This is a genomic window from Nakamurella sp. GG22 (assembly GCF_052976845.2).
Genome location: NZ_JBRIIO020000045.1, coordinates 16,398 through 35,439 on the forward strand (window position 1 = coordinate 16,398; position 19,042 = coordinate 35,439).

The window sequence follows — 19,042 nt, forward strand, 5'->3', positions numbered from 1 at the left end:
AGCGGGACTTGCAGTGGGTCTGGTGGTCCAGAAGTACGGCGGTTCGTCGGTCGGCAGCGCGGAGCGCATCAAGCGCGTGGCCGAGCGGATCGTGGCGACCCGCAAGGACGGTCATGACGTGGTTGTCGTCGTCTCCGCGATGGGTGACACGACCGACGAGCTGATGGACCTGGCCCAGCAGGTGTCGCCCGCCCCGCCGCCGCGGGAGCTCGACATGCTGCTCACCTCCGGGGAGCGGATCTCCAATGCGCTGGTGGCGATGGCCATCTCCGCCCTCGGCGCGGAGGCTCGCTCCTTCACCGGGTCGCAGGCCGGAGTGATCACCGACTCCGCGCACGGCAAGGCCAGGATCATCGACGTCACCCCCGGGCGGATCAGGGCGGCCCTGGACAAGGGGTACATCGCGCTGGTCGCCGGCTTCCAGGGCGTCAGCCAGGACACCAAGGACATCACCACCCTGGGGAGGGGCGGCTCGGACACCACCGCCGTCGCGCTGGCCGCGGCGCTGCACGCCGACGTCTGCGAGATCTACACCGACGTCGACGGCGTCTTCAGCGCGGATCCGCGGATCGTCCCCGACGCCGCGAAGCTGGACACCATCACCTACGAAGAGATGCTCGAGATGGCCGCGGCCGGCGCGAAGGTGCTGATGCTGCGCTGCGTCGAGTACGCCCGCCGGTACAACGTCCCGGTGCACGTGCGCTCTTCGTACTCGGACAACGACGGCACTCTCGTCACCGGCAGCATGGAGGACCTCACCGTGGAGCAGGCATTGATCACCGGCGTCGCACACGAGCGCGGGGAGGCCAAGGTCACGGTGACCGAGGTGCCCGACCACCCGGGCGTCGCGGCGAAGATCTTCCGCTGCATCGCGGATGCCGAGATCGACATCGACATGGTGGTGCAGAACATCTCCCGGGCCGCCGAGGGCCGGACAGACATCACCTTCACGCTGCCGAAGTCGGACGGGCCGAAGGCCGTGACCGCGCTGGAATCACGCAAGGACGTCATCGGGTTCGGCCAGATCATCTACAACGACCATGTCGGCAAGGTGTCGCTGATCGGTGCCGGTATGCGCTCGCACCCGGGCGTGACGGCCACCTTCTGCGAGGCGCTCGCCGAGGCAGGCGTGAACATCGACATCATCTCGACGTCCGAGATCCGGATCTCCGTGCTGGTGCGGGATGTCGAGTTGGACACTGCAGTCACGGCACTGCACAACGCATTCGATCTGGGCAGTGACCAAGAGGCCGTGGTGTACGCGGGAACCGGGAGATGACGGACATGGGCAGCGCGCAGGGTGCCGAGCGGGTCGGATTGAAGATCGGCGTCGTCGGGGCGACCGGTCAGGTCGGCGGGGTGATGCGCAGGATCCTCGCCGAGCGGAACTTCCCGATCGAGCAGATCAGGTTCTTCGCCTCGGCCCGGTCCGCCGGGTCGACGCTGCCGTGGAACGGCGAGGACGTCGTGGTCGAGGACGCTGCCCTGGCGGACCCGACCGGTCTGGACATTGCCCTGTTCTCCGCGGGCGCCACCACCTCCCGCGCACAGGCGCCCCGATTCGCCGCCGCCGGCGTCACCGTGGTCGACAACTCCTCGGCCTGGCGGATGGATCCGACTGTGCCGCTGGTCGTCTCGGAGGTCAACCCGCAGGACGCGCTGGACGCGATCGCGGAGCGCGGCCCCGGCGTCATCATCGCGAACCCGAACTGCACCACGATGGCCGCGATGCCCGTCCTCAAGCCGCTGCACGACGCCGCCGGCCTGCGCAGGCTCGTCGTCACCACCTTCCAGGCGGTGTCCGGAAGCGGGCTGGACGGTGTCGCGGAGTTGGACGGGCAGGTCCGCGCCGTCTACGAGCAGGCCTCCAAGCTCACCCATGACGGCGGCGCCGTCGAGTTCCCGGAGCCGAAGAAGTACGTGCGGCCGATCGCGTTCAACGTGGTGGCGCGGGCCGGCAACTTCGTCGACGACGGCTCGGGCGAGACCGACGAAGAACAGAAGCTGCGCAACGAGTCCCGCAAGATCCTGTCCATCCCGGAGCTGCTGGTGTCCGGGACCTGCGTTCGCGTCCCGGTTTTCAGCGGTCACTCGCTGTCGGTCAACGCCGAATTCGCCGAGCCGATCGGTGTCGCGCAGGCGACGGAGTTGCTGACCGGCGCACCCGGCGTTGAACTGTCCGAGGTGCCGAACCCGTTGCAGGCGGCGGGATCCGACCCGTCTTTCGTGGGCCGGATCCGGACCGACCCCGGCGTCCCTGGCGGGCGCGGACTGGTGCTGTTCATCTCCAACGACAACCTGCGCAAGGGCGCAGCGCTGAATGCTGTGCAGATCGCCGAAGTCGTCGCCGCGGCCCGGTAGGTGCGGCAGGACACCTTTCTCACGGCAGGGGTGGACCTGGCGTCCCAGGACAACAGGACCGCATTGGCCGAGATCCGTTGGGAGCGCCAGCATGCCGTGCTGGGGTCGGTCCGGATGGGTGTCGGCAACGACGCCATCGTCGACGCCGCGGGACGCGCCGAGCTGATCGGCATCGACTGCCCACTCGGCTGGCCGGCCGCGTTCACCGACTTCGTCCTCGCCGCCCGACGGGGCACCCTCCCGGCCGATGCCGGGTCGACCGCCGCCGTGAAACAGCGACTCGCCTACCGGCACACCGACATCGCGGTGCGGCAGGCGACGGGCCGCTGGCCGCTGAGCGTGTCGGCGGACCGGATCGCCTATCCCGCGATGCGGTGCGCCGGCCTGCTCGCCCGGCTCGCCGGCGACGGCTACCCGGTCCGCCGCAGCGGTGCCGGCTCCGTCGTCGCGGAGGTCTACCCGGCCGGCGCGCTGCTGGTGTGGAAGGTGAGCACGACGGGACCGAAGTCGGACCGGTCGGCGCTGGCCGCACTCGTCGACGACCTGATCGCGCGGACGCCGTGGCTGGACTGGGCCGATGGGGCGGCGGTGTGCCGACGGGACCACGACGCGCTGGACGCGGTGATCTGCGCGATCGTCGCGGGCGCGGTGCTGGTCGGTCGTACCGCGGGTCCGCCCGACGGTGTCCCGGCCGACGAGGAGGGCTGGATCCACCTGCCGGACGCGGCGTTCCTACAAACCGGACCCGGGTCCGTCACCGGCAGCTGACCGTCACCGGCAGCTGACCGTCACCGGCAGCTGACGACCGTCAGCGACCCGTTCCGCCCGCCCGGGCCGGCCTCGGAGGCGACCGCGTAGCCGCAGCCGTCATCGGTGGCGGTGATCCCTTCGGCCTGCGGGAGTGCACCCGACGGCAGCCTGTGGTGCGGCCACTCCGGGAAGTCGGTGAGCGGCGCCGAAGGGTCCGGCGCTGTGTACTGCTGGACCTCGTCGTAGGTCAGCAGCAGGACACGCCCGGGCCCGGACGCGAGATCGGTGGCGACGTTGCCGGTGAACAGGGTGCGCGACGGCCGCTCGGCGGCCGGCGGGCGGAACTCGCGGACGAAGGCGAGTTCCCCGCCGCCCGGTGCGCCGGTGTACATCCGGTGCGGCAGCGACCCCTTCTGGTCCGGTTTGGTCACCACGATCACCGACCCGTCGAGATCCACCAGCATCGACTCGGCGTTCTGCGGGCCGTCCGGGTAGCGGTACTCCCAGGCGTCGGCCGGGACCGGGTCGGCCGGCGGTGGATTCAACGCCGGTTCGGCCAGCCGGTACACCGCAATGCTGTCCCGCCGGGCGGCGTTGTCGCCGATATCACCCACGTACAAACAGGTGTCGGCCGCCGGGCCGGGGAGTGGAGTGCTGCCGCAGGCTCCGGCGGTCAGGGCTTCGGCGTTGTCTGCGGACATCCCGTCGACGACGATGTCCGCGATCACCTCGCCGGTGCCGTTCACCGCGACGATGGTGTCCGTCCCGGTCTCGTCACCGATCAGGAAGAAGGCCCCGGGGCCGGCGGCGATGCCGCTGGCCTCGTCGGCAACGCCCGCGCCGAGCTGAACGGTGCGCTCGACGAAATCCGGTGCCGCCGAGGACGTGCCGGAGGACGCCGCGGCGGTCGGCGGCGGGTCCGAGGTGCTGCCGCCGCCGGTGGAGGTGGGCCGCGGGCTGGTTGCGCGGGTCGCGGGGGAGGAAGTGGTCGGGCCCGCCTCCGTGGTCCTGTCAGCACAAGTGGCGACGGGGCCGGACGTGCACCCGCCGACGATCGCCCCGGCGACCAGCAGGGTCAGCACAGCTCGCGTCCTCATCGTCCCCCTCGCCGGCCCGCCGCGCCGTCGACCCCCTCGAGCTGCGGCCCGGCCTCAGCTGAGTCTCTCATTGGTGGGGAGGCTCCCGGCTTGCCTGCGGTAGAGGAGCCGTTCGCCCTCGTTGGACGTGCAGTCGGCGGCCCGCTGGAACTCCGCACGGGCTTCATTTGTGCGGCCGAGGCGTCGCAGGAACGTTGCCCGGGCCGCGGGCAGTGGCGGGTACCCGGCCAGGGCCGGTTCGTCGACGAGTTTGTCGAGCAGTTCGAGACCACGCGCGGGGCCGTCCGCCATGCCGACCGCCACGGCGCGGTTCACTGCGACCACCGGCGTCGGCAAGACGTGGGCCAGCACGGTGTACAGCGCCGCGACCCGACGCCAGTCGGTGTCCTCGATGCTGCGCGCCTGCGCGTGGCAGGCCGCGATGGCCGCCTGCACCGTGTACGGGCCGCCACCGAGATCCTCGGCGGCGCGCAGTGAACCGAGGCCCCGCCTGATCAGGTTGGCGTCCCAGCGTCGCCTGTCCTGGTCCTCGAGCAGGATCGGCTCCCTGTTCGGTCCCGTGCGCGCCGGGAGCCGGGAGGCCTGCAGTTCCATCAGCCCCAGCAGGCCGAGAACCTCCGGCTCCCTGGGTTGCAGCACGGCCAGCACCCGGCCCAGGCGGATCGCATCGGAGCACAGCTCGGGCCGGGTCCAGTCGTCACCGCTGGTTGCCGCGTAGCCCTCGCTGAAAATCAGGTACAGAACCCGCAACACGGCATCCAGCCGGGCCGGAAGGTCGGCAGCGGGCGGAAGCTCTAAGGTGATCTGCTGCTCGGTCAGGACCTTCTTGGCGCGGGAGATGCGTTGCCCCATCGTCTTGTCGCTGACCATGAAGGCCCGCGCGATGTCCCTGGTCTGCAGTCCGCCGAGGGTGCGGAGGACCAGTGCGACCTGGGCATCGACGGCCAACGCCGGATGACAGGCGGTAAAGATCAACCGAAGCAGGTCGTCCGGAACGGCGGTGTCGAGGCGGTCGTCGACAGCGGCCATCGGGTCACCTCCATCCGGTCGCGAGTGCGGGTCCTGCGCGAGCGTCGCGAGCTTGCGACTCAGGTTGGCCGAGCGCCGGTAGTGATCGATGGCCAGGTGTTTGGCGGTCGCCATCAACCACGACGCGGGGTGATCGGGGATGCCGTTTCCCGGCCACTGCCGCAGGGCGACCTCCAGGCAGTCCTGGGCCAGGTCCTCCGCGACCACGAAGCTGTCGGTGATCCTCGCGAGCGCGGCGACCAGGCGGCCCGACTCGATGCGCCAGACCGCCTCGACAGCCGCCGTTGTCGCCGTCATCTATGCCGTTGAGGTCGGATCGGCGAGCGTCGCGAAATCCTCCGGGCCGAACACCCGCAGGACGTCGGCCTCCCCCTCCCAGCCCGGCCAGGAGTCGCGGTGCGCCTTGAGGAAACGGTTCGTCCACTCGACGGCGTCCTCGATGGTGCGGACGTCGTAGATGGCGTAGCTGATCAGCTCGCGACCCTCGGTGAACGGGCCGTCCACGGCGGAGAGTTGACCACCGGCCAGGGCGACGCGGGTGCCCGCAGAACTGGGGTGCAGACCCTGGGTATCGAGCAGGACACCGGCGTTGGTGGCCTCCTCGCCGAGTGTGGCGATGGCGGCCATCAGTTCGGGCGGGGGCGGAGTGGCGGGGACGGTGACGGCACGGAGCAGGACGAGACAGCGCATGACGGAACTCCTTTGCGGTTGGTGGTGATTGTTCAGGACTGCTGGCGGTAGAGGAGCAGGCTGGTGCTGCTCAACCACGCCCAGACGAACAGCACCGCGGCGGTGAATGCCAGGTTGATCACCGCGGACGTCGATCCGGACGCCAGCGCGGCGAAACCGGCCAGCAATGCCAGCCCGGCAATGGCGCTGCTCACCGCCCGGGTGCGGCGCCCCTGCCGGGAGAACCGCACGGCGAGGAGCAGGGCGGCGGCGATGAGCGCGAGGAAACCGACGCCTGCGAACGCGAGATGCAAGGTGCCGGCAATGGTGGGTTCGAGGGGCGGGCCGTCCGGGATGCCGACCGGGAATCCGTTCATCGGGTCGGCCCTGAACACCCCTGCACCGACCAGTCCGGCACCGAACACACCCAGCAGGATCGGCGCCGACCGCCGGCCGACGCCGGCACCCAGCGCGCGCCGGTACCCGGCTGCCGCAGCGAGAACCATCAACCCGGTCACGATCAGGTTGACGACCTGTACCCAGCCCGCTGACCCGTTGGCCAACAGGCTGCACTCGTGCCGGGTGAGATCGAAGCCGTCGCGAACGGCGGCCTGCGCGAGGCTCACGACGACGTAGAACGGGCCGGCAATGATTCCGTAGCCCAGCAACGACCGGGTGATCCGGTCCTCGGGGCGGCAGTCCACAGCCATGGACGTTGTGCTCATCGGAAACCCCTTCCATCCGGCCCACCCTTTGCGGACCTTCACCACCTCCTCGATCCGGACGGGGCCGTTTCTACCGACTCCGCGAATCTTTTCTGCCGGTGCCGAACCACCCTCCCGTCGTCCCCCGGAACGGCAAAGGGCAGGATCGACGGGTGAGCATTCGGGTAGTGGGCATCGGCGGGTCGGTCGACTCCGGCTCCCAGTCGGATCGGGTGCTGCGCGCGGTACTGTCCGCCGTGGAGGGCCTGGGCGCGGAGGTGTCGGTGTTCTCGGGCCTTGACCTCGACCTCCCGCCGTACCACTCTGGCGCGGTGCTGCCCGACATGGCGCTGGACTACGTCGACGCGGTCCGCGCCGCGGACGCCGTGGTGATCAGCTCGCCCGGCTACCACGGGACCGTGTCCGGGCTGGTCAAGAACGCGTTGGACTACCTCGAGGAGCTGCGCGGGGATCGCCGGCCGTATCTGGACGGGCGCGCCGTCGGCCTGGTGTGTGTGGCAGGCGGCTGGCAGGCAGCCGTCGGCACCCTCGCCACCCTGCGGCAGATCGTGCATTCGCTCCGCGGCTGGCCCACCCCCATCGGCCTGTCGATCAACAGCAACGTCACGGTGTTCGACGAGCAGGGCCACACCGATGACGCCTCGACGAGCACCGCGATCGACGTGCTGGCCGGTCAGTTGGTGGGGTTCAACCATCGGGGAATCACGCAACCGGGATCCGGGCGGCGATGACAGCGAACCTCACGCAGGCCACCGACGATCTGCGAGCGGCGCGGGACTTCCTTTTTGCGCACCGTGACGACTACCGCGGCGCGGTCGACGGTTTCGAGTGGCCCCGGCCGCCGAGCTTCAACTGGGGCACCGAGTGGTTCGACGTCATCGCCGACGAGCGACCCGATCAACCTGCCCTGGTGATCGCCGAGCAGGACGGCCGCTCCCGCTCCTGGACCTTTGCGGAGTTGTCGGCCCGGTCCGACCAGGTGGCGGGCTGGCTGGAGGCGAACGGCGTCACCCGCGGCGACCGGATCGTGCTGATGCTCGGCAACCAGGTCGAGCTGTGGGAGATCCTGCTGGCCGCGATCAAGATCGGCGCCGTGATCATCCCGGCCAGTACCCTGCTGACCGAGGACGACCTCGCGGACCGGGTACGGCGGGGGAGTGCGCGGTTCGTCGTCGCCCGCGATGTGGACGCGCTGAAATTCCGTGCCGTCCGCGGGACGTTCCTGCGGATCGCGGTCGGCCGGCCCGTCGAGGGCTGGATCGAGTACGACGACGCAGCCGACTTTCCGGTGACGGCAAGGGGTTTCATCCCGGAGGGGTGGTCACGGGCGACCGATCCGCTGTTCCTGTACTTCACCTCTGGCACCACCGCGCTGCCCAAACTCGTCCAGCACAGCCAGGTCTCGTACCCGATCGGGCACCTCAGCACGATGTACTGGATCGGCCTGCGGCCCGGCGACGTGCATCTGAACATCTCCTCTCCCGGCTGGGCGAAACACGCGTGGTCCAACGTGTTCGCGCCGTGGCTCGCCGGAGCAACCGTACTGGTGCACAACTACTCCCGCTTCGACGCCACCGCGCTGATGCGGGTGATGGCCGAGCAGCAGGTGACGACGTTCTGTGCGCCGCCGACGGTGTGGCGGATGCTCATCCAGTCCGACCTGAGCCAGCTCGCAGCCCCGCCCCGGGAGGCACTGGCGGCCGGCGAACCGCTGAACCCCGAGGTGATCGAGCAGGTCAGGCGGTCATGGGGGGTGACGATCCGGGACGGATTCGGCCAGACGGAGATGACCCTGGCCGTCGGCAACACGCCCGGCCAGCCGGTCAAGATCGGCTCGATGGGCCGCGAGATGCCCGGCTACCGCGTGGTTCTGGTGGACCCGGTGACCGGAACCCCCGGTGACGAGGGGGAGATCTGCGTCGACCTTGGCATGCACACCGTCGCACTGCTCACCGGGTACGCGGGCGAACCGGATCGGACGGCGGAGGCCACCCGCGGTGGTCTGTACCGCACGGGCGACATCGGCGTCCGCGATGCCGACGGATACATCACCTATGTCGGCAGGTCGGACGACATCTTCAAGGCGTCGGACTACCGCATCTCTCCGTTCGCGCTGGAATCGGTGCTGCTCGAGCACCCCGCGGTCGCCGAGGCAGCGGTGGTGCCGTCACCCGACCCGGTCCGGCTGGCGGTACCGAAGGCCTACGTCACGCTCGCCGAGGGCTACCACCCGAACAAGGTGGCGGCCAGGCTCATCTTCGACCATTCCCGGCAACGGCTCGCACCGTACCAGCAGATCCGCCGGCTCGAGTTCGGCGCACTCCCGAAGACCATCTCGGGCAAGCTGCGCAGGGTCGAACTGCGCGAGCAGGAGGTGCGGTTGCACGGCGCGGGTGCGGGACGGCGGCGTGACGGCGGCGCCGAGTACCGCATCGAGGACTTCCCGCCGCCGCGCTGACCTGCGCTCCGCAACAGCTCAGGCTCCAGAGCCGAGAACTTCTCGGGCGAAAGCGATCTCGCAGGCCAACTCACGCAATCGCTCCTCGACCACCATCGAGCCGTGGCCGGCGTCGTAGCGGTACACCGCGTACCCGGCGCCCCGCCCGGCCAGTGCGTCGAGATAGTTCTCGATCTGCCGGATCGGGCACCGCGGGTCGTTCTCGCCCGCCAGCACGAGCACCGGCACCCGCACCCGGTCGACGTAGGTCAGCGGCGAGGAATCACGGTAGGCATCGGGGACCTGCTGCGGCGATCCGCCGAACAGGGCGCGGTCGTAGGCGCGGACCTGCTCCATCTCGTCCTCGTAGGCGGCGACGTAGTCCGCGACCGGAACCCCGGCCAGGCCGGCCACCCAGCGGTCCGGCTGGGTGCCGATCGCCAGCAGGGTCAGGTACCCACCCCAGGAGTACCCGCCGATCAGCGATGCGGCGGCGTCGACGACGCCCTGGGCGACGAGATGGTCGTGCACGGCGGCGATGTCGGCCAGCTCGATGTGCCCCACCCGTTCGGTGAGGGCGTCCCGCCACGCCGAACCGTAGCCGGTGGACCCGCGGTAGTTGACGTTGACGACGGCGAAGCCGGCATCCAGCCAGGCGGCGCGGCTCGCGTCGTAGGAGTCCTCGTCAACTTCCGCCGGACCGCCGTGCACAGCGACGATGGTCGGCCAACCACCCGCCGGCCGGCCGGACCCCGAGCGAACGGCTGGACCGCCGGGAACGGCCAGCAGTGCATGGATCCGGCCGCCCGGGCCGTCCACCCAGACGTCGCTCACCGGTTCGGATCCGGGTGCCGGCTCGCCGGGCGCCGCGAGCAGCACCCCGTCCCGGCCCGCGGCGTCCAGGACGCGCAGTTGGGCAGGTGCCGCGGCGCTGGACCAGCGGTACCAGACCGAACCGTCGGGGCGCCCCGACGCTCCGGACACCACTCCACGGGAGACCGGGAGGTCGGCCAACTCGCCGGTGGCGAGGTCGTACCGGTGGACGGTCGTCCGGGCGGCGTGGGTGTGCAGGACGATCAGCGCGGCACCGTCCGCCGTGAAGTCGGCGTCCAGATCTCCCGGCAGATCGATCGGGAGTTCGGTGACGGCACCGGTGGAGAGATCCCAGATGAGCAGCTCTTCGCGGCCCCTGCGCTCGTGTCCGACCAGCAGCCGCTGATCGCCCGCGACCGGTGAGAAGGCCAGCGCACCGAGACCTTTGCCGGGCACATCGGACAGTTCGCCGATCACCTCGCCGGTGGGCAGCGAGAACGCCCGCAGCGCCGGGTACCGGGAATCGCCGTGCTCGGAGTGGGACAGCACCCAGATGGTCTCGTCCGTGGAGAGCGCACCGACGCCGCCGTCCTCGGCGTGCCGGTAGACGATCTCGGGCACCGCATCACCGGTAGAGAGGTGCACCCGGGCCCCGTCGTCATCGGAGAACCCTGCCAGCACAACGGTTCTGCCGATCTCGAGACCGGCCGCGTAGCCAGGGGCCACCTCGGGCAGGGCCCAGCGGGCGGCCCCGGCCGATGCGTGGCTGCCGAACGGCTGCGCGCGCCACCCACCGAACTCGTCGCCGGCGGTGTCGTCGAACCACCAGAGCTCGGCGCCGTCGGCCGACAGCCTGGCATGCACCGTGCCGTCGGGCCGGTCGGTCGCGGGCGTGTGCGTGTCGGTCCGCAAGTCCCAGCAGGAGACCTCGAAGCGGCCGGTGGCGTTGGAGACGTAGACGACGCGGTCCGGCTCGTCACGGGCCCAGTGCGGCAGGCTGAGCCGGACGGCGGAGAACCGCCGCCGCCAGCGCGCCTCCTGCTCGGGGTCGTCGAACAGGGTCCGTGGGACCGGGGCGATCGGATGCTGGGTGGTGGACGGGGACATGCCTGCATCCTTTCTGGTGCTGCCGGTTCGAACCGGCAGCACGGCACGGGATCCTCAGCTGCGGACCTCCCTGGACAGGGCCGATGCGGCCCTGCGGAGCCTACGGACGGCGGCGCCGATCCGGTCCGAGGTCAGCTCGTCACGCGCGCCGGCCATCCCGATGGACACCGTGTGACCGCCGATCGGCACCGCTACCCCGCGGACGTCGGGATGGCGCTCGGAGTCGCTGACCGCGAAGCCCTCGCCGCGGATCAGATGCAGCTCGCGGAGCAGTGCTGTCGGCGAACCGATCGTGGACGCCGTCGGTTGTTCCATCCCGGCCGCGGCGAGCAGTGACAGGACCGTCTCGTCGGAGAGCTGGGCGGCGATGGCCTTTCCGACAGCGGTGTTGTGCAGCATCTCGTGCTCGCCCGCTGTGGGGACCCGGTCGTCGTTCAGCGACGTGGCGACGTGCAGGCACCGGACGGCCGCACCGTCGAGGGTGAACAGCACACAGGCCGGCGCCTCCGGCGTGATCAGCCGGGCCATCATCGGACGGGCCGCGCTGACGAGGCGCTCGGTCAGGCTGCCGCTGGGCAGTGCGTGGCCGGCCAGTGGCGAGCCCAACGCGTACCCGACGCTGTCCGGCGCGCGGACGACGTATCCCCGCACCTCCAGCGCGGCCAGGTACCTGAATGCCGAACTCTTGGGCAGCGCCAGGGTGGCGGCCAGAAAGGACAGGGTGACTCCGGACGGGTTGTCGGCCAGCAGATCGATGATGTCGCAGACCCGGTCGACCGCACGCAACGGATACAGGCTCGGGCGTGTCTCGGTGGAGTCGATCACGACGCGTGTCCTCCCCAAGTGCGATCACCGCGGCCATCGGTGACGGCAACGCGCGCCGGACGCACCGGCTCACCCACCTGGGGCGCCCCCGCGCCGCTGGTCGATGGGAAGTGCAGAAGCCGTCGGCCGCCGGGACCACTGTTTCAGATCAGCGCAGCGACGGACGCAGCGACCGGACCCGGGCAGGGGCACGACCCATGACGATCGGATCGGGCCCCCGCCCACTGGTCGGGGTGACAGGATTTGAACCTGCGACCTCTTCGTCCCGAACGAAGCGCGCTACCAAGCTGCGCCACACCCCGAGGACTGGTCGAGTCTAGCCGATGCCGATCGGTGCCCGGGACCATCGGGGCGGTCAGCGGGACGCGGGTTGGTCCATCGGCAGGGCCGGGGCGGCAAGGCCCGCCGAGCGCCCGGCGTCGGCAGCGCTCCTCGGGCGCAGGGTGATCAGCGTGGCCTCGGGGCGGCAGAAGAACCGCATCGGCATGTACGGGCTGGTGCCGAGTCCCGCCGACACGTTCAGCACCGTGTGCGAGCCCCAGCGGGACACCCCCCTGGCCCTGGAGCGATCGATCCCGCAGTTCGTCACCAACGCACCCACGCCGGGCAGCCTGACCTGCCCGCCGTGCGTGTGGCCGGCCAGCACCAGGTCGTACCCGTCCGAGGCAAAGCCGTCCAGGACGCGGGGCTCCGGTGCGTGCGCGACGCCGATCCGCACGACGGAGGTGCGGTCCGCGAGCCCGGCGATCAGGTCGTAGCGGTCCCGGCGGGTGTACGGATCGTCGACGCCGGCCAGCGCGATCCGCTGCCCGCGCACCGTCAGCACCGTTTTGTTGTTCGTGAGGTCCGACCAGCCCCGTTCGGCCTGCGCGGCCCGCAGATCGCGCCACGGCAGCGAGTCGCCCCGGCGCGGTGACTGGCCCGCCGGGAGGAAGTAACGGTGCGGCGATTTCAGCACGGGTGCGTTGAAGTCGTTGTTGCCGAAGACGAAGGCTCCGGGGACGTCCAGCAGTTCACCGAAGGCCGCGACCGCTGCCGGCACCGCCTTCACGTGCGAGAGGGTGTCGCCCGTGTTGACCACCAGGTCGGGGCGCAGGTCGGCCAGCGAGGCGACCCACGCGGCCTTGCGGCGTTGCCCCGGGACGATGTGCAGATCCGACAGGTGCAGGACCCGGATCGGCCACGCCCCCGGTTCCAGAAGTGGCAGGTCCACGCGGCGTAGGGCGAACAACGACGGTTCGACCAGGGTCGACCACGCCGCGGCGGCAACGCCACCGGCAACCACCGATCCGGTGGCGAGGACGGCGGTCCGGCGGTTGGCAGGCATCAGGCAAGCGTAATCAAGCAGCAGGGGTGCCCAGGACGGCTGACGATCCAGGACGGCTGACGGTCTAGCCGGCTCCGCCGGCTGTGACGATCTATCCGGCTCCGCCGGCTGTGACGATCTATCCGGCTCCGCCGGCGGACACGAACAGCGTGATCGTCGATCCCGGCAGCGCCGTCGACTTCGGGCTCTGGTCGACGACGACGTTGACGGCGGTCCCGGTGTTCTGCCGTGGCGACACGGTCACGGTGAAGCCCGCGGCCGTCAGTTGCGCCTTGGCCTCGTCGATGTTCCGGCCGATCATCGTCGGCACCTGGGTGTTGGACGAGCCCTGCAGGTACTCGGGTGATGCCGGCCGGAAGAAGGTGTCGGGCTGGCCCTCCTTCAGCGGTTTCATTGCCGCGAACCAGGTCTGCGCCGGGACCGAGCCGCCGGACATGCCCTGCCCGTTCATCGCCTCGTCGGTGGAACAGGTCCGGACCGGGTCCCGGCAGATGGACTGCGGCCGCGGCTCGGAGTCCCACACGATGACGGAGGTGCTCATCTCCGGGGTGAAGCCGAGGTAGGCCGATGACTTGTATTCCTGGGTGGTGCCGGTCTTGCCGGCCGCGGTCCACTTCCAGTCGGCCGCCGACGCGGAGCCCGCTGCGGTGCCGTCACCGACCAGGTCGCCTTCCATCGTCACCGAGAGCGTGCGGGCCAGTTCGGCGGGAACAGCCTGATCGCACGGTGTCTTGTCCCAGGTGACGAACTTGCCGTCGCGGTCGGTGATGGTGTCGATCGGGGTCGGCGGGCACCACCGGCCGTCGGAGTTCAGCGTGGCGCCGACATTGGCCAGCTCCAGCGGGCTCACCGGCGACACCCCCAGCGTAAACGAGACGATCTTTTGGGCGACGACCTGCTGGGTGTAGTCGGTGCCGGCGTTCGCGAACGCGGGGTCGACCTGGCCGGCGTCCAGTGAGTAGCCGCGTAGACCCAGCCGGACCGCCATTTCGGCGACCTTCTGCAGGCCGACCTGGTCCTCGAGCGCGACGAACGCGGTGTTCGGCGATGTGTGCAGAGCCTGCGCGAGGGACATCCTGGCGGGGAAGTTGCCGGCGTTGCGGAAGGTGTTGTTCGGGGTCAGGGCGCTGACGTACTCGGGTGGCGATTCGACCTCGGAATTGGCGCCGAGACCCTGCTCCATGGCCGCCGCCGCGGTGAAGATCTTGAAGGTCGAGCCGGCACCGAGCGGCGCGAACGTCGTGGTCAGACGCTGCACCGTCTGGCCCTTGCTGGCGTCGAGCCCATACGGGCGGTTCGCGGCGAGCGCCAGCACCTTGCGCGGTTCGTCCTTGCCGACCACCGCCACGGCGTTGGCGAGGCGTTCCACACCCTTGACCGACGGGTCGGCGTTCTTCGTCGCGGCGGCCTTCGCGGAAGCCATCACCTTCGGGTCGAGGGTGGTCTTGATCGTCCAGCCGCTGCGGGCCACCGTCCGGGCGTCGAAGCCGGCGGAGGACAGATAGTCCAGCGCGTACTGGCAGAAGAAGCCGTTGGTCTCGGAGTTGTCGGCCGGGATGCAGCCGTTCCTGGTGCGCTTGGGGTTGAGGCCCAGGTCCTGTTTCTTGGTCTCTTCGGCGGTCGTCTTGGAGAGCCGGCCGGCGGCGACCATCACGTCCAGCACCAGGTCACGGCGGTCCCTGGCGTCCTGCACGTGGTTCTCGTCAAGCGGGTTGTACTTCGGTGGGTTGTTGACCATGCCGGCCAGCAGCGCGGCCTGGGAGAGCGTCAGTCGGTCCGCCGAGGTGCCGAAGAACCATTGGGACGCCGCCTCGGCGCCGTACTGGGACGGGCCGAACGCGACCAGGTTGAGGTAGCGCTCGAGGATCTCCGCCTTGCTCAGCTTCTGCTCGATCGACAGCGCCATCTTCGCCTCGCGGAGCTTGCGGATCGGCGTGGTGGCGATGGCGTCCGCCTTCTCGGCCTCGGTCTGGGCCTCGACCAGGTACAGGTAGTTCTTCACGTACTGCTGGGTCAGCGTAGAGCCGCCCTGCGCGGCCCGATCGGACTGCGCGTTGCGCAGCAGGGCCCGGACCGTGCCGCGCCAGTCGACCCCCTGGTGCTGGTAGAAGCGGCGATCCTCCATCGAGACGACCGCGACCTGCAGGTAATCGGAGATCGAGGACAGCGGGACGTAGACCCGGTTCTGCTCGTAGAACGTGGCGATCGGCTTGCCGGCCGCATCGGTGAAGGTGGTCCGGAGCGGGATCTCGCCGTCTAGCGGGTCCGCTTTGGCATCCTCGATGGCGGAGGTCACCGAGTTGGCAGCCATCCCGGCGCCGACGGAAAAGGGGAGCAGCAGACCGGCCACCAGCGCCCCAGCCAACAGGGTGCCCAGCACCAGACGTCCAAGACCGCTCAAGACACGCACCGACCCAGGGTACCGGCGGCGACGTGTGAGCCAGGTGATCTGAGCCTGGGAGGGCGGGACGAATGCGACAGCCGTACGGGCTCAGGAGGCGGTCAACCTTCGGCCGATCTCCCGGAGCGCCGGTAGGTCGTGCGCGTCGGACGGCAGGGCAGGCACCTCGATGACGGGCAGATCGCCGTGGACCCGGTTGAACCGCTCCTGCATGTGCAGCTCCGCCCGCCGCACCGCCAGCCGCTCGGTGTGGATGTCGAGCACCGCCGCTGCCAGCGGTGAACCGCCGTCGAGCTTGGTCGCGGCGTCCTCGGCCCGGCCCATCGGCAGCGCCGCCAGCGGCGGATGGGTCCGGTTCAGGATGAGCCCGGCCAGCGGCATCCGTTCGGAGCGCAGCCGGTCCGCGAAGTACGACGCCTCACGCAGCGAGTCGGCCTCGCAGATCGACACGACGACGAACTTCGTGCCCGTCGCCCGGAGGAGTTCGTAGGTGGCCTGGGCCCGTTGCCGGAAACCGCCGAACATGTCCTCGAAGAGCTGCACGAACTGGGCGGCGTCCTGCAGCATCTGGCCGCCGAGCACCGTGGTGACGGCGCGGGAGAACAGCGTCAGGCCGGCCCCGACGACCTTCATCACGCCCCGACTGGGAGCGGACAGCAGCTTGATCATCCTGCCGTCCATGAACGACGACAGCCGCTGCGGCGCGTCCAGGAAGTCCAGCGCGGACCTGCTCGGCGGGGTGTCGACCACGATCAGGTCGAACTGGTTCTTGGCGGCCAGCGTCGACAGCTTCTCCATCGCCATGTATTCCTGCGTGCCGGAGAACGACGTGGAGATGACCTTGTAGAACGGGTTCGCCAGTATGGCGGCCGCCCGGTCGGGTGTCGAGTGCGTCGCGACCATCTCGTCGAACGTCCGGCTGGTGTCGAGCATCATCGCCCACAGCTCGCCCTTGTCGTCGGCCAGCTGGACGTCGACGCGCCGCGGGTCGTTGTCGAGTTCCTCCAGGCCGAGCGCCTGCGCCAGCCGTTTCGCGGGGTCGATCGTGAGGACCGCCACCTTGCGGCCCGCGTCGGCCGCCCACAGCGCCATGGCCGCGGCCGTCGTCGTCTTGCCGACCCCGCCGGACCCGCAGGTCACCACGATTCTGGTCCGCCGGTCGGCCAGCACCGGCCCGAGATCGAGCTTCCGCCTTACCATCTCGCGCACCCTTCGCCCGACCCGATCACGAGATGCCCTGTTCCAGCAGCCGGTCGGCCAGCTCGTACACCCCGCCGAGATCCGCGCCGTCCACCAGCCGCGGCAAGGACAGCAGCGGGATGCCGGTCGCGGCCAGCGAAGCCCGGCAGTCCGCTTCGTCGAGCACCCTGATGGCATGCTCGGCGGCCTGCGTCACCAGCCCGTCCAGCATCACGTCGTCGGCGGTGATCCCGGCAGCGGCCAGGTCCGCGGCCAGCTGTTTCCTGTCCAGGCGTCCCTCAGCGGCCTGGTGGACGCTGTCGGCCGGCAGTCTCGGCTCGGTCGCGGCGTTGACGATGATGGTGCCCACCTGCAGCTCGGTCTCCCGCAGTTGCCCGACGGCTTCCAGTGTCTCGGTGACGGGCATGTCCTCGAGCAGCGTCACCAGGTGCACGATCGTGTCCGGCGAGTGCAGCAGTCGCACGACGCCCTCGGCCTGGCTGTGGATCGGGCCGCGCTTGGCGAGGTCGGACATCGCTTCCGTGACACCGAGGAAGGTCGCCACCCGACCCGTCGGCGGCGCATCCATCACGACGTCGTCGTAGACCGGTGTGTTGTCCGAACCGCGGCGGGTGACGGTCTCCTTGACCTTGCCGGTGAGCAGGACGTCCCGCAGACCCGGCGCCAGCGTGGTGGCGAACTCGACGGCGCCGAGCCGTTTGAGGCTGCGACCAGCGAAGCCGAGGTTGTAGAAGATCTCGAAATACTCGAGCAGGGCCGCTTCGACGTCGACGGCGAGCGCCTTGACCTCGCCGCCGCCGGTGGCGATGGCGACCCTGCGTTCCTCGTAGGGCAGTGGCGGGACGTCGAACAACCGGGCGATGCCCTGCCGTTCCTCGACCTCGACGAGCAGCACCCGGCGGCCGTTCGCGGCGAGCGCGATCGCCAGCGCCGCAGCAACTGTCGTCTTACCGGTGCCGCCCTTGCCGGTGATCACATGCAGGCGGGCCCGCCGGCAGGCGGGGGTCCAGACGGTCTCAGCAGGGGCAGCTGCGTCGGGTGGGTCGGCGGCCTTCCCGGCAGGCGTCGCTTTCCGAGAAGTGGACGGGGTGGTGGTGGACGCGGCAGGAGTGGACGCGGTCGTGGTTGACGGCGTCGTGGTTGACGGCGTCGTGGTTGACGGCGTCGTGGTTGACGGCGTCGTGGTTGACGGCGTCGTGGTTGACGGGGTGGTGGAACCCGTTGCTGCAGGCTTGGCTTTCCCCGTGCGGGGACGGCTGGTGGCCATGCCCGGCCTACCCGGCCGCCGGCACGAGGCCGGACCGGGCTTCGTCGCCGGTACCCGCGTCACCGGTACCCGCGTCGTCTGGCCGATGGACCGACTGATCGAGGATGTTCAGGGCGACATCGGCGCCGCGTTCGAGCGTCCGGCCGACGGTGCAGTTGCGATCGACCGCGCGTCGGACGACGGTCACCACCCGGTCGCGCTCTGCGGCGTCGAGGCTGGAGAGGTCGACCACGATCTCCTCGTGCAGGGCCGGATAACGCTCGTCGTCGGCATGCTTGATGCCGGCCACGTGCACGGTGATCGCGACGTCGGGTCCGAGTCGCCGAGCAACGGCAGAGTCGGCGCTCATCCCGGCGCAGCCGGCCAGCGCGATCTTGAGCAGTTCGCCGGGGGTGAAGACGCCCCCGGCGTCGGCGGGACCGACCTCGACCCGCGCACCTCTCGCGTTGTGGCCGACGTACCGGCGGGTGCCGACGCGTTCGACCCACAAGCCGTCCGTGCGTGCGGCGCCCGCGGACGCGTCACCGATGTCGACCGTCATTCCCCGATCCTGCCAGGCGAGCGGCAGCGGAGAACCGCGGCTTGCCCCGCGCCGCCTCGCCACCCGCCGATGGAGGGGTGAAGCATGTCCGGTTGTGCGCTTTTCCCTGTCCTTCGGCCTGACGCTCGGCGTGTTGGTGAGCGCCAACGTGCTCGCGCACCGGGTGATCCCGGCCGCCGACGCGGCGGTCGCGGCCGGGATGACGGCGGCGCTCGTCGTGGTGGCGGCCGCCTCGCGGTTGACGGTGCGTGACCTGGGACTTGCCCGCGGCACCTGGGCGTCAGGCGCCAGGTGGGGTGCGGGCGCCGCGGCGGTCGTGGCGATCGGGTATTCGGCGGCCGCACTGATCCCCGCGGTACGCGATGCGGTCCCTCCGGCGACGACCACCTGGGCCGAGACGCTGGTGAAGGCCCTTGTGGTCATCCCGCTGCTGACGGTGATTCCTGAGGAGTTCGCCTTCCGCGGGGTGTTGTGGGGGCTGGTCAGCAGGCGG

Annotated in this window: 16 protein-coding genes, 1 tRNA gene and 1 pseudogene; 6 read left to right on the forward strand and 12 right to left on the reverse strand. The window is 70.3% G+C overall.

Annotated elements, in window-relative coordinates:
• Nucleotides 1–13: 13 nt before the first annotated feature.
• The 3 genes from ACVBEQ_RS26125 to ACVBEQ_RS26135 are packed head-to-tail and all read left to right on the forward strand — an operon-like array spanning nt 14 to nt 3,129.
• On the forward strand, nt 14–1,279 hold the full coding sequence (locus ACVBEQ_RS26125; protein WP_447156363.1) for an aspartate kinase: 1,266 nt from the start codon (nt 14–16) through the stop codon (nt 1,277–1,279).
• On the forward strand, nt 1,276–2,361 hold the full coding sequence (locus ACVBEQ_RS26130) for an aspartate-semialdehyde dehydrogenase (protein ID WP_447156364.1): 1,086 nt from the start codon (nt 1,276–1,278) through the stop codon (nt 2,359–2,361). Before ACVBEQ_RS26125 ends, ACVBEQ_RS26130 begins: the two co-directional genes overlap by 4 nt.
• On the forward strand, nt 2,362–3,129 hold the full coding sequence (locus tag ACVBEQ_RS26135; protein ID WP_447156365.1) for a DUF429 domain-containing protein: 768 nt from the start codon (nt 2,362–2,364) through the stop codon (nt 3,127–3,129).
• 20 nt (nt 3,130–3,149) lie between these two features.
• On the opposite strand, the gene ACVBEQ_RS26140 is transcribed toward ACVBEQ_RS26135, so the two are convergent.
• From ACVBEQ_RS26140 to ACVBEQ_RS26155, 4 genes are read right to left on the reverse strand one after another with little or no spacing between them, the layout of a single operon-like run.
• Nucleotides 3,150–4,208 (reverse strand): hypothetical protein, encoded by a 1,059-nt coding sequence (locus tag ACVBEQ_RS26140; protein ID WP_447156366.1) that lies wholly within the window; start codon nt 4,206–4,208, stop codon nt 3,150–3,152.
• 54 nt (nt 4,209–4,262) lie between these two features.
• A complete protein-coding gene (locus tag ACVBEQ_RS26145) occupies nt 4,263–5,534 on the reverse strand; it encodes an RNA polymerase sigma factor (RefSeq protein WP_447156367.1) in 1,272 nt (423 codons plus the stop codon).
• Nucleotides 5,535–5,927 (reverse strand): YciI family protein, encoded by a 393-nt coding sequence (locus ACVBEQ_RS26150; protein WP_447156368.1) that lies wholly within the window; start codon nt 5,925–5,927, stop codon nt 5,535–5,537.
• Nucleotides 5,928–5,959: 32 nt separating this feature from the next.
• Nucleotides 5,960–6,631, reverse strand: a complete 672-nt coding sequence (locus ACVBEQ_RS26155) for a DUF998 domain-containing protein (protein WP_447156369.1) — start codon at nt 6,629–6,631, stop codon at nt 5,960–5,962.
• Between the two features lie 152 nt (nt 6,632–6,783).
• On the opposite strand from ACVBEQ_RS26155, the gene ACVBEQ_RS26160 reads away from it, so the two are divergent.
• Nucleotides 6,784–7,362 (forward strand): NADPH-dependent FMN reductase, encoded by a 579-nt coding sequence (locus tag ACVBEQ_RS26160; protein WP_447156370.1) that lies wholly within the window; start codon nt 6,784–6,786, stop codon nt 7,360–7,362.
• Nucleotides 7,359–9,089, forward strand: a complete 1,731-nt coding sequence (locus tag ACVBEQ_RS26165; protein WP_447156371.1) for an AMP-binding protein — start codon at nt 7,359–7,361, stop codon at nt 9,087–9,089. The genes ACVBEQ_RS26160 and ACVBEQ_RS26165 overlap by 4 nt, the downstream gene beginning before the upstream one ends.
• 18 nt (nt 9,090–9,107) lie before the next feature.
• On the opposite strand, the gene ACVBEQ_RS26170 is transcribed toward ACVBEQ_RS26165, so the two are convergent.
• The 8 genes from ACVBEQ_RS26170 to ACVBEQ_RS26205 form a co-directional block, all read right to left on the reverse strand.
• Complete coding sequence (locus tag ACVBEQ_RS26170; protein WP_447156372.1) at nt 9,108–10,988, reverse strand: S9 family peptidase; 1,881 nt, start codon at nt 10,986–10,988, stop codon at nt 9,108–9,110.
• Between the two features lie 54 nt (nt 10,989–11,042).
• Nucleotides 11,043–11,813, reverse strand: coding sequence for an IclR family transcriptional regulator (locus ACVBEQ_RS26175; RefSeq protein ID WP_447156373.1), 771 nt, complete (start codon nt 11,811–11,813; stop codon nt 11,043–11,045).
• A gap of 225 nt (nt 11,814–12,038) precedes the next feature.
• A tRNA-Pro gene (locus ACVBEQ_RS26180) sits at nt 12,039–12,115 on the reverse strand.
• 53 nt (nt 12,116–12,168) lie between these two features.
• A complete protein-coding gene (locus ACVBEQ_RS26185) occupies nt 12,169–13,140 on the reverse strand; it encodes a metallophosphoesterase (RefSeq protein WP_447156374.1) in 972 nt (323 codons plus the stop codon).
• Between the two features lie 118 nt (nt 13,141–13,258).
• Nucleotides 13,259–15,550: a transglycosylase domain-containing protein gene (locus ACVBEQ_RS26190; RefSeq protein WP_447156375.1), complete on the reverse strand. Its 2,292-nt coding sequence runs from the start codon at nt 15,548–15,550 to the stop codon at nt 13,259–13,261.
• A gap of 81 nt (nt 15,551–15,631) precedes the next feature.
• Nucleotides 15,632–16,741 carry an ArsA family ATPase gene (bagB, locus tag ACVBEQ_RS26195; RefSeq protein WP_447156376.1) on the reverse strand — a complete coding sequence of 370 codons (1,110 nt, stop codon included), beginning with the start codon at nt 16,739–16,741 and terminating at the stop codon, nt 15,632–15,634.
• A 25-nt stretch (nt 16,742–16,766) separates the two neighbouring features.
• Entirely contained in the window at nt 16,767–18,008 is a 1,242-nt protein-coding gene (gene bagA / locus ACVBEQ_RS26200; protein ID WP_447156377.1) for an ATPase BagA, read from the reverse strand.
• A 7-nt stretch (nt 18,009–18,015) separates the two neighbouring features.
• Nucleotides 18,016–18,549 carry an OsmC family protein gene (locus ACVBEQ_RS26205; RefSeq protein WP_447156378.1) on the reverse strand — a complete coding sequence of 178 codons (534 nt, stop codon included), beginning with the start codon at nt 18,547–18,549 and terminating at the stop codon, nt 18,016–18,018.
• 94 nt (nt 18,550–18,643) lie between these two features.
• Here ACVBEQ_RS26205 and ACVBEQ_RS26210 point away from each other — a divergent pair.
• Nucleotides 18,644–19,042: pseudogene (locus ACVBEQ_RS26210) on the forward strand (CPBP family intramembrane glutamic endopeptidase); the annotation flags it as partial.

Excerpts from the sequence above, each read along its gene's own strand:
- ACVBEQ_RS26205 (WP_447156378.1), bottom strand. The coding sequence starts at position 18,549 with ATGACGGTCGACATCGGTGACGCGTCCGCGGGCGCCGCACGCACGGAC.
- bagB (WP_447156376.1), bottom strand. The coding sequence starts at position 16,741 with ATGGTAAGGCGGAAGCTCGATCTCGGGCCGGTGCTGGCCGACCGGCGG.
- ACVBEQ_RS26185 (WP_447156374.1), bottom strand. The coding sequence starts at position 13,140 with ATGCCTGCCAACCGCCGGACCGCCGTCCTCGCCACCGGATCGGTGGTT.
- ACVBEQ_RS26140 (WP_447156366.1), bottom strand. The coding sequence starts at position 4,208 with ATGAGGACGCGAGCTGTGCTGACCCTGCTGGTCGCCGGGGCGATCGTC.
- ACVBEQ_RS26155 (WP_447156369.1), bottom strand. The coding sequence starts at position 6,631 with ATGAGCACAACGTCCATGGCTGTGGACTGCCGCCCCGAGGACCGGATC.
- ACVBEQ_RS26130 (WP_447156364.1), top strand. The coding sequence starts at position 1,276 with ATGACGGACATGGGCAGCGCGCAGGGTGCCGAGCGGGTCGGATTGAAG.
- ACVBEQ_RS26165 (WP_447156371.1), top strand. The coding sequence starts at position 7,359 with ATGACAGCGAACCTCACGCAGGCCACCGACGATCTGCGAGCGGCGCGG.
- ACVBEQ_RS26150 (WP_447156368.1), bottom strand. The coding sequence starts at position 5,927 with ATGCGCTGTCTCGTCCTGCTCCGTGCCGTCACCGTCCCCGCCACTCCG.
- ACVBEQ_RS26145 (WP_447156367.1), bottom strand. The coding sequence starts at position 5,534 with ATGACGGCGACAACGGCGGCTGTCGAGGCGGTCTGGCGCATCGAGTCG.
- bagA (WP_447156377.1), bottom strand. The coding sequence starts at position 18,008 with ATGGCCACCAGCCGTCCCCGCACGGGGAAAGCCAAGCCTGCAGCAACG.
- ACVBEQ_RS26170 (WP_447156372.1), bottom strand. The coding sequence starts at position 10,988 with ATGTCCCCGTCCACCACCCAGCATCCGATCGCCCCGGTCCCACGGACC.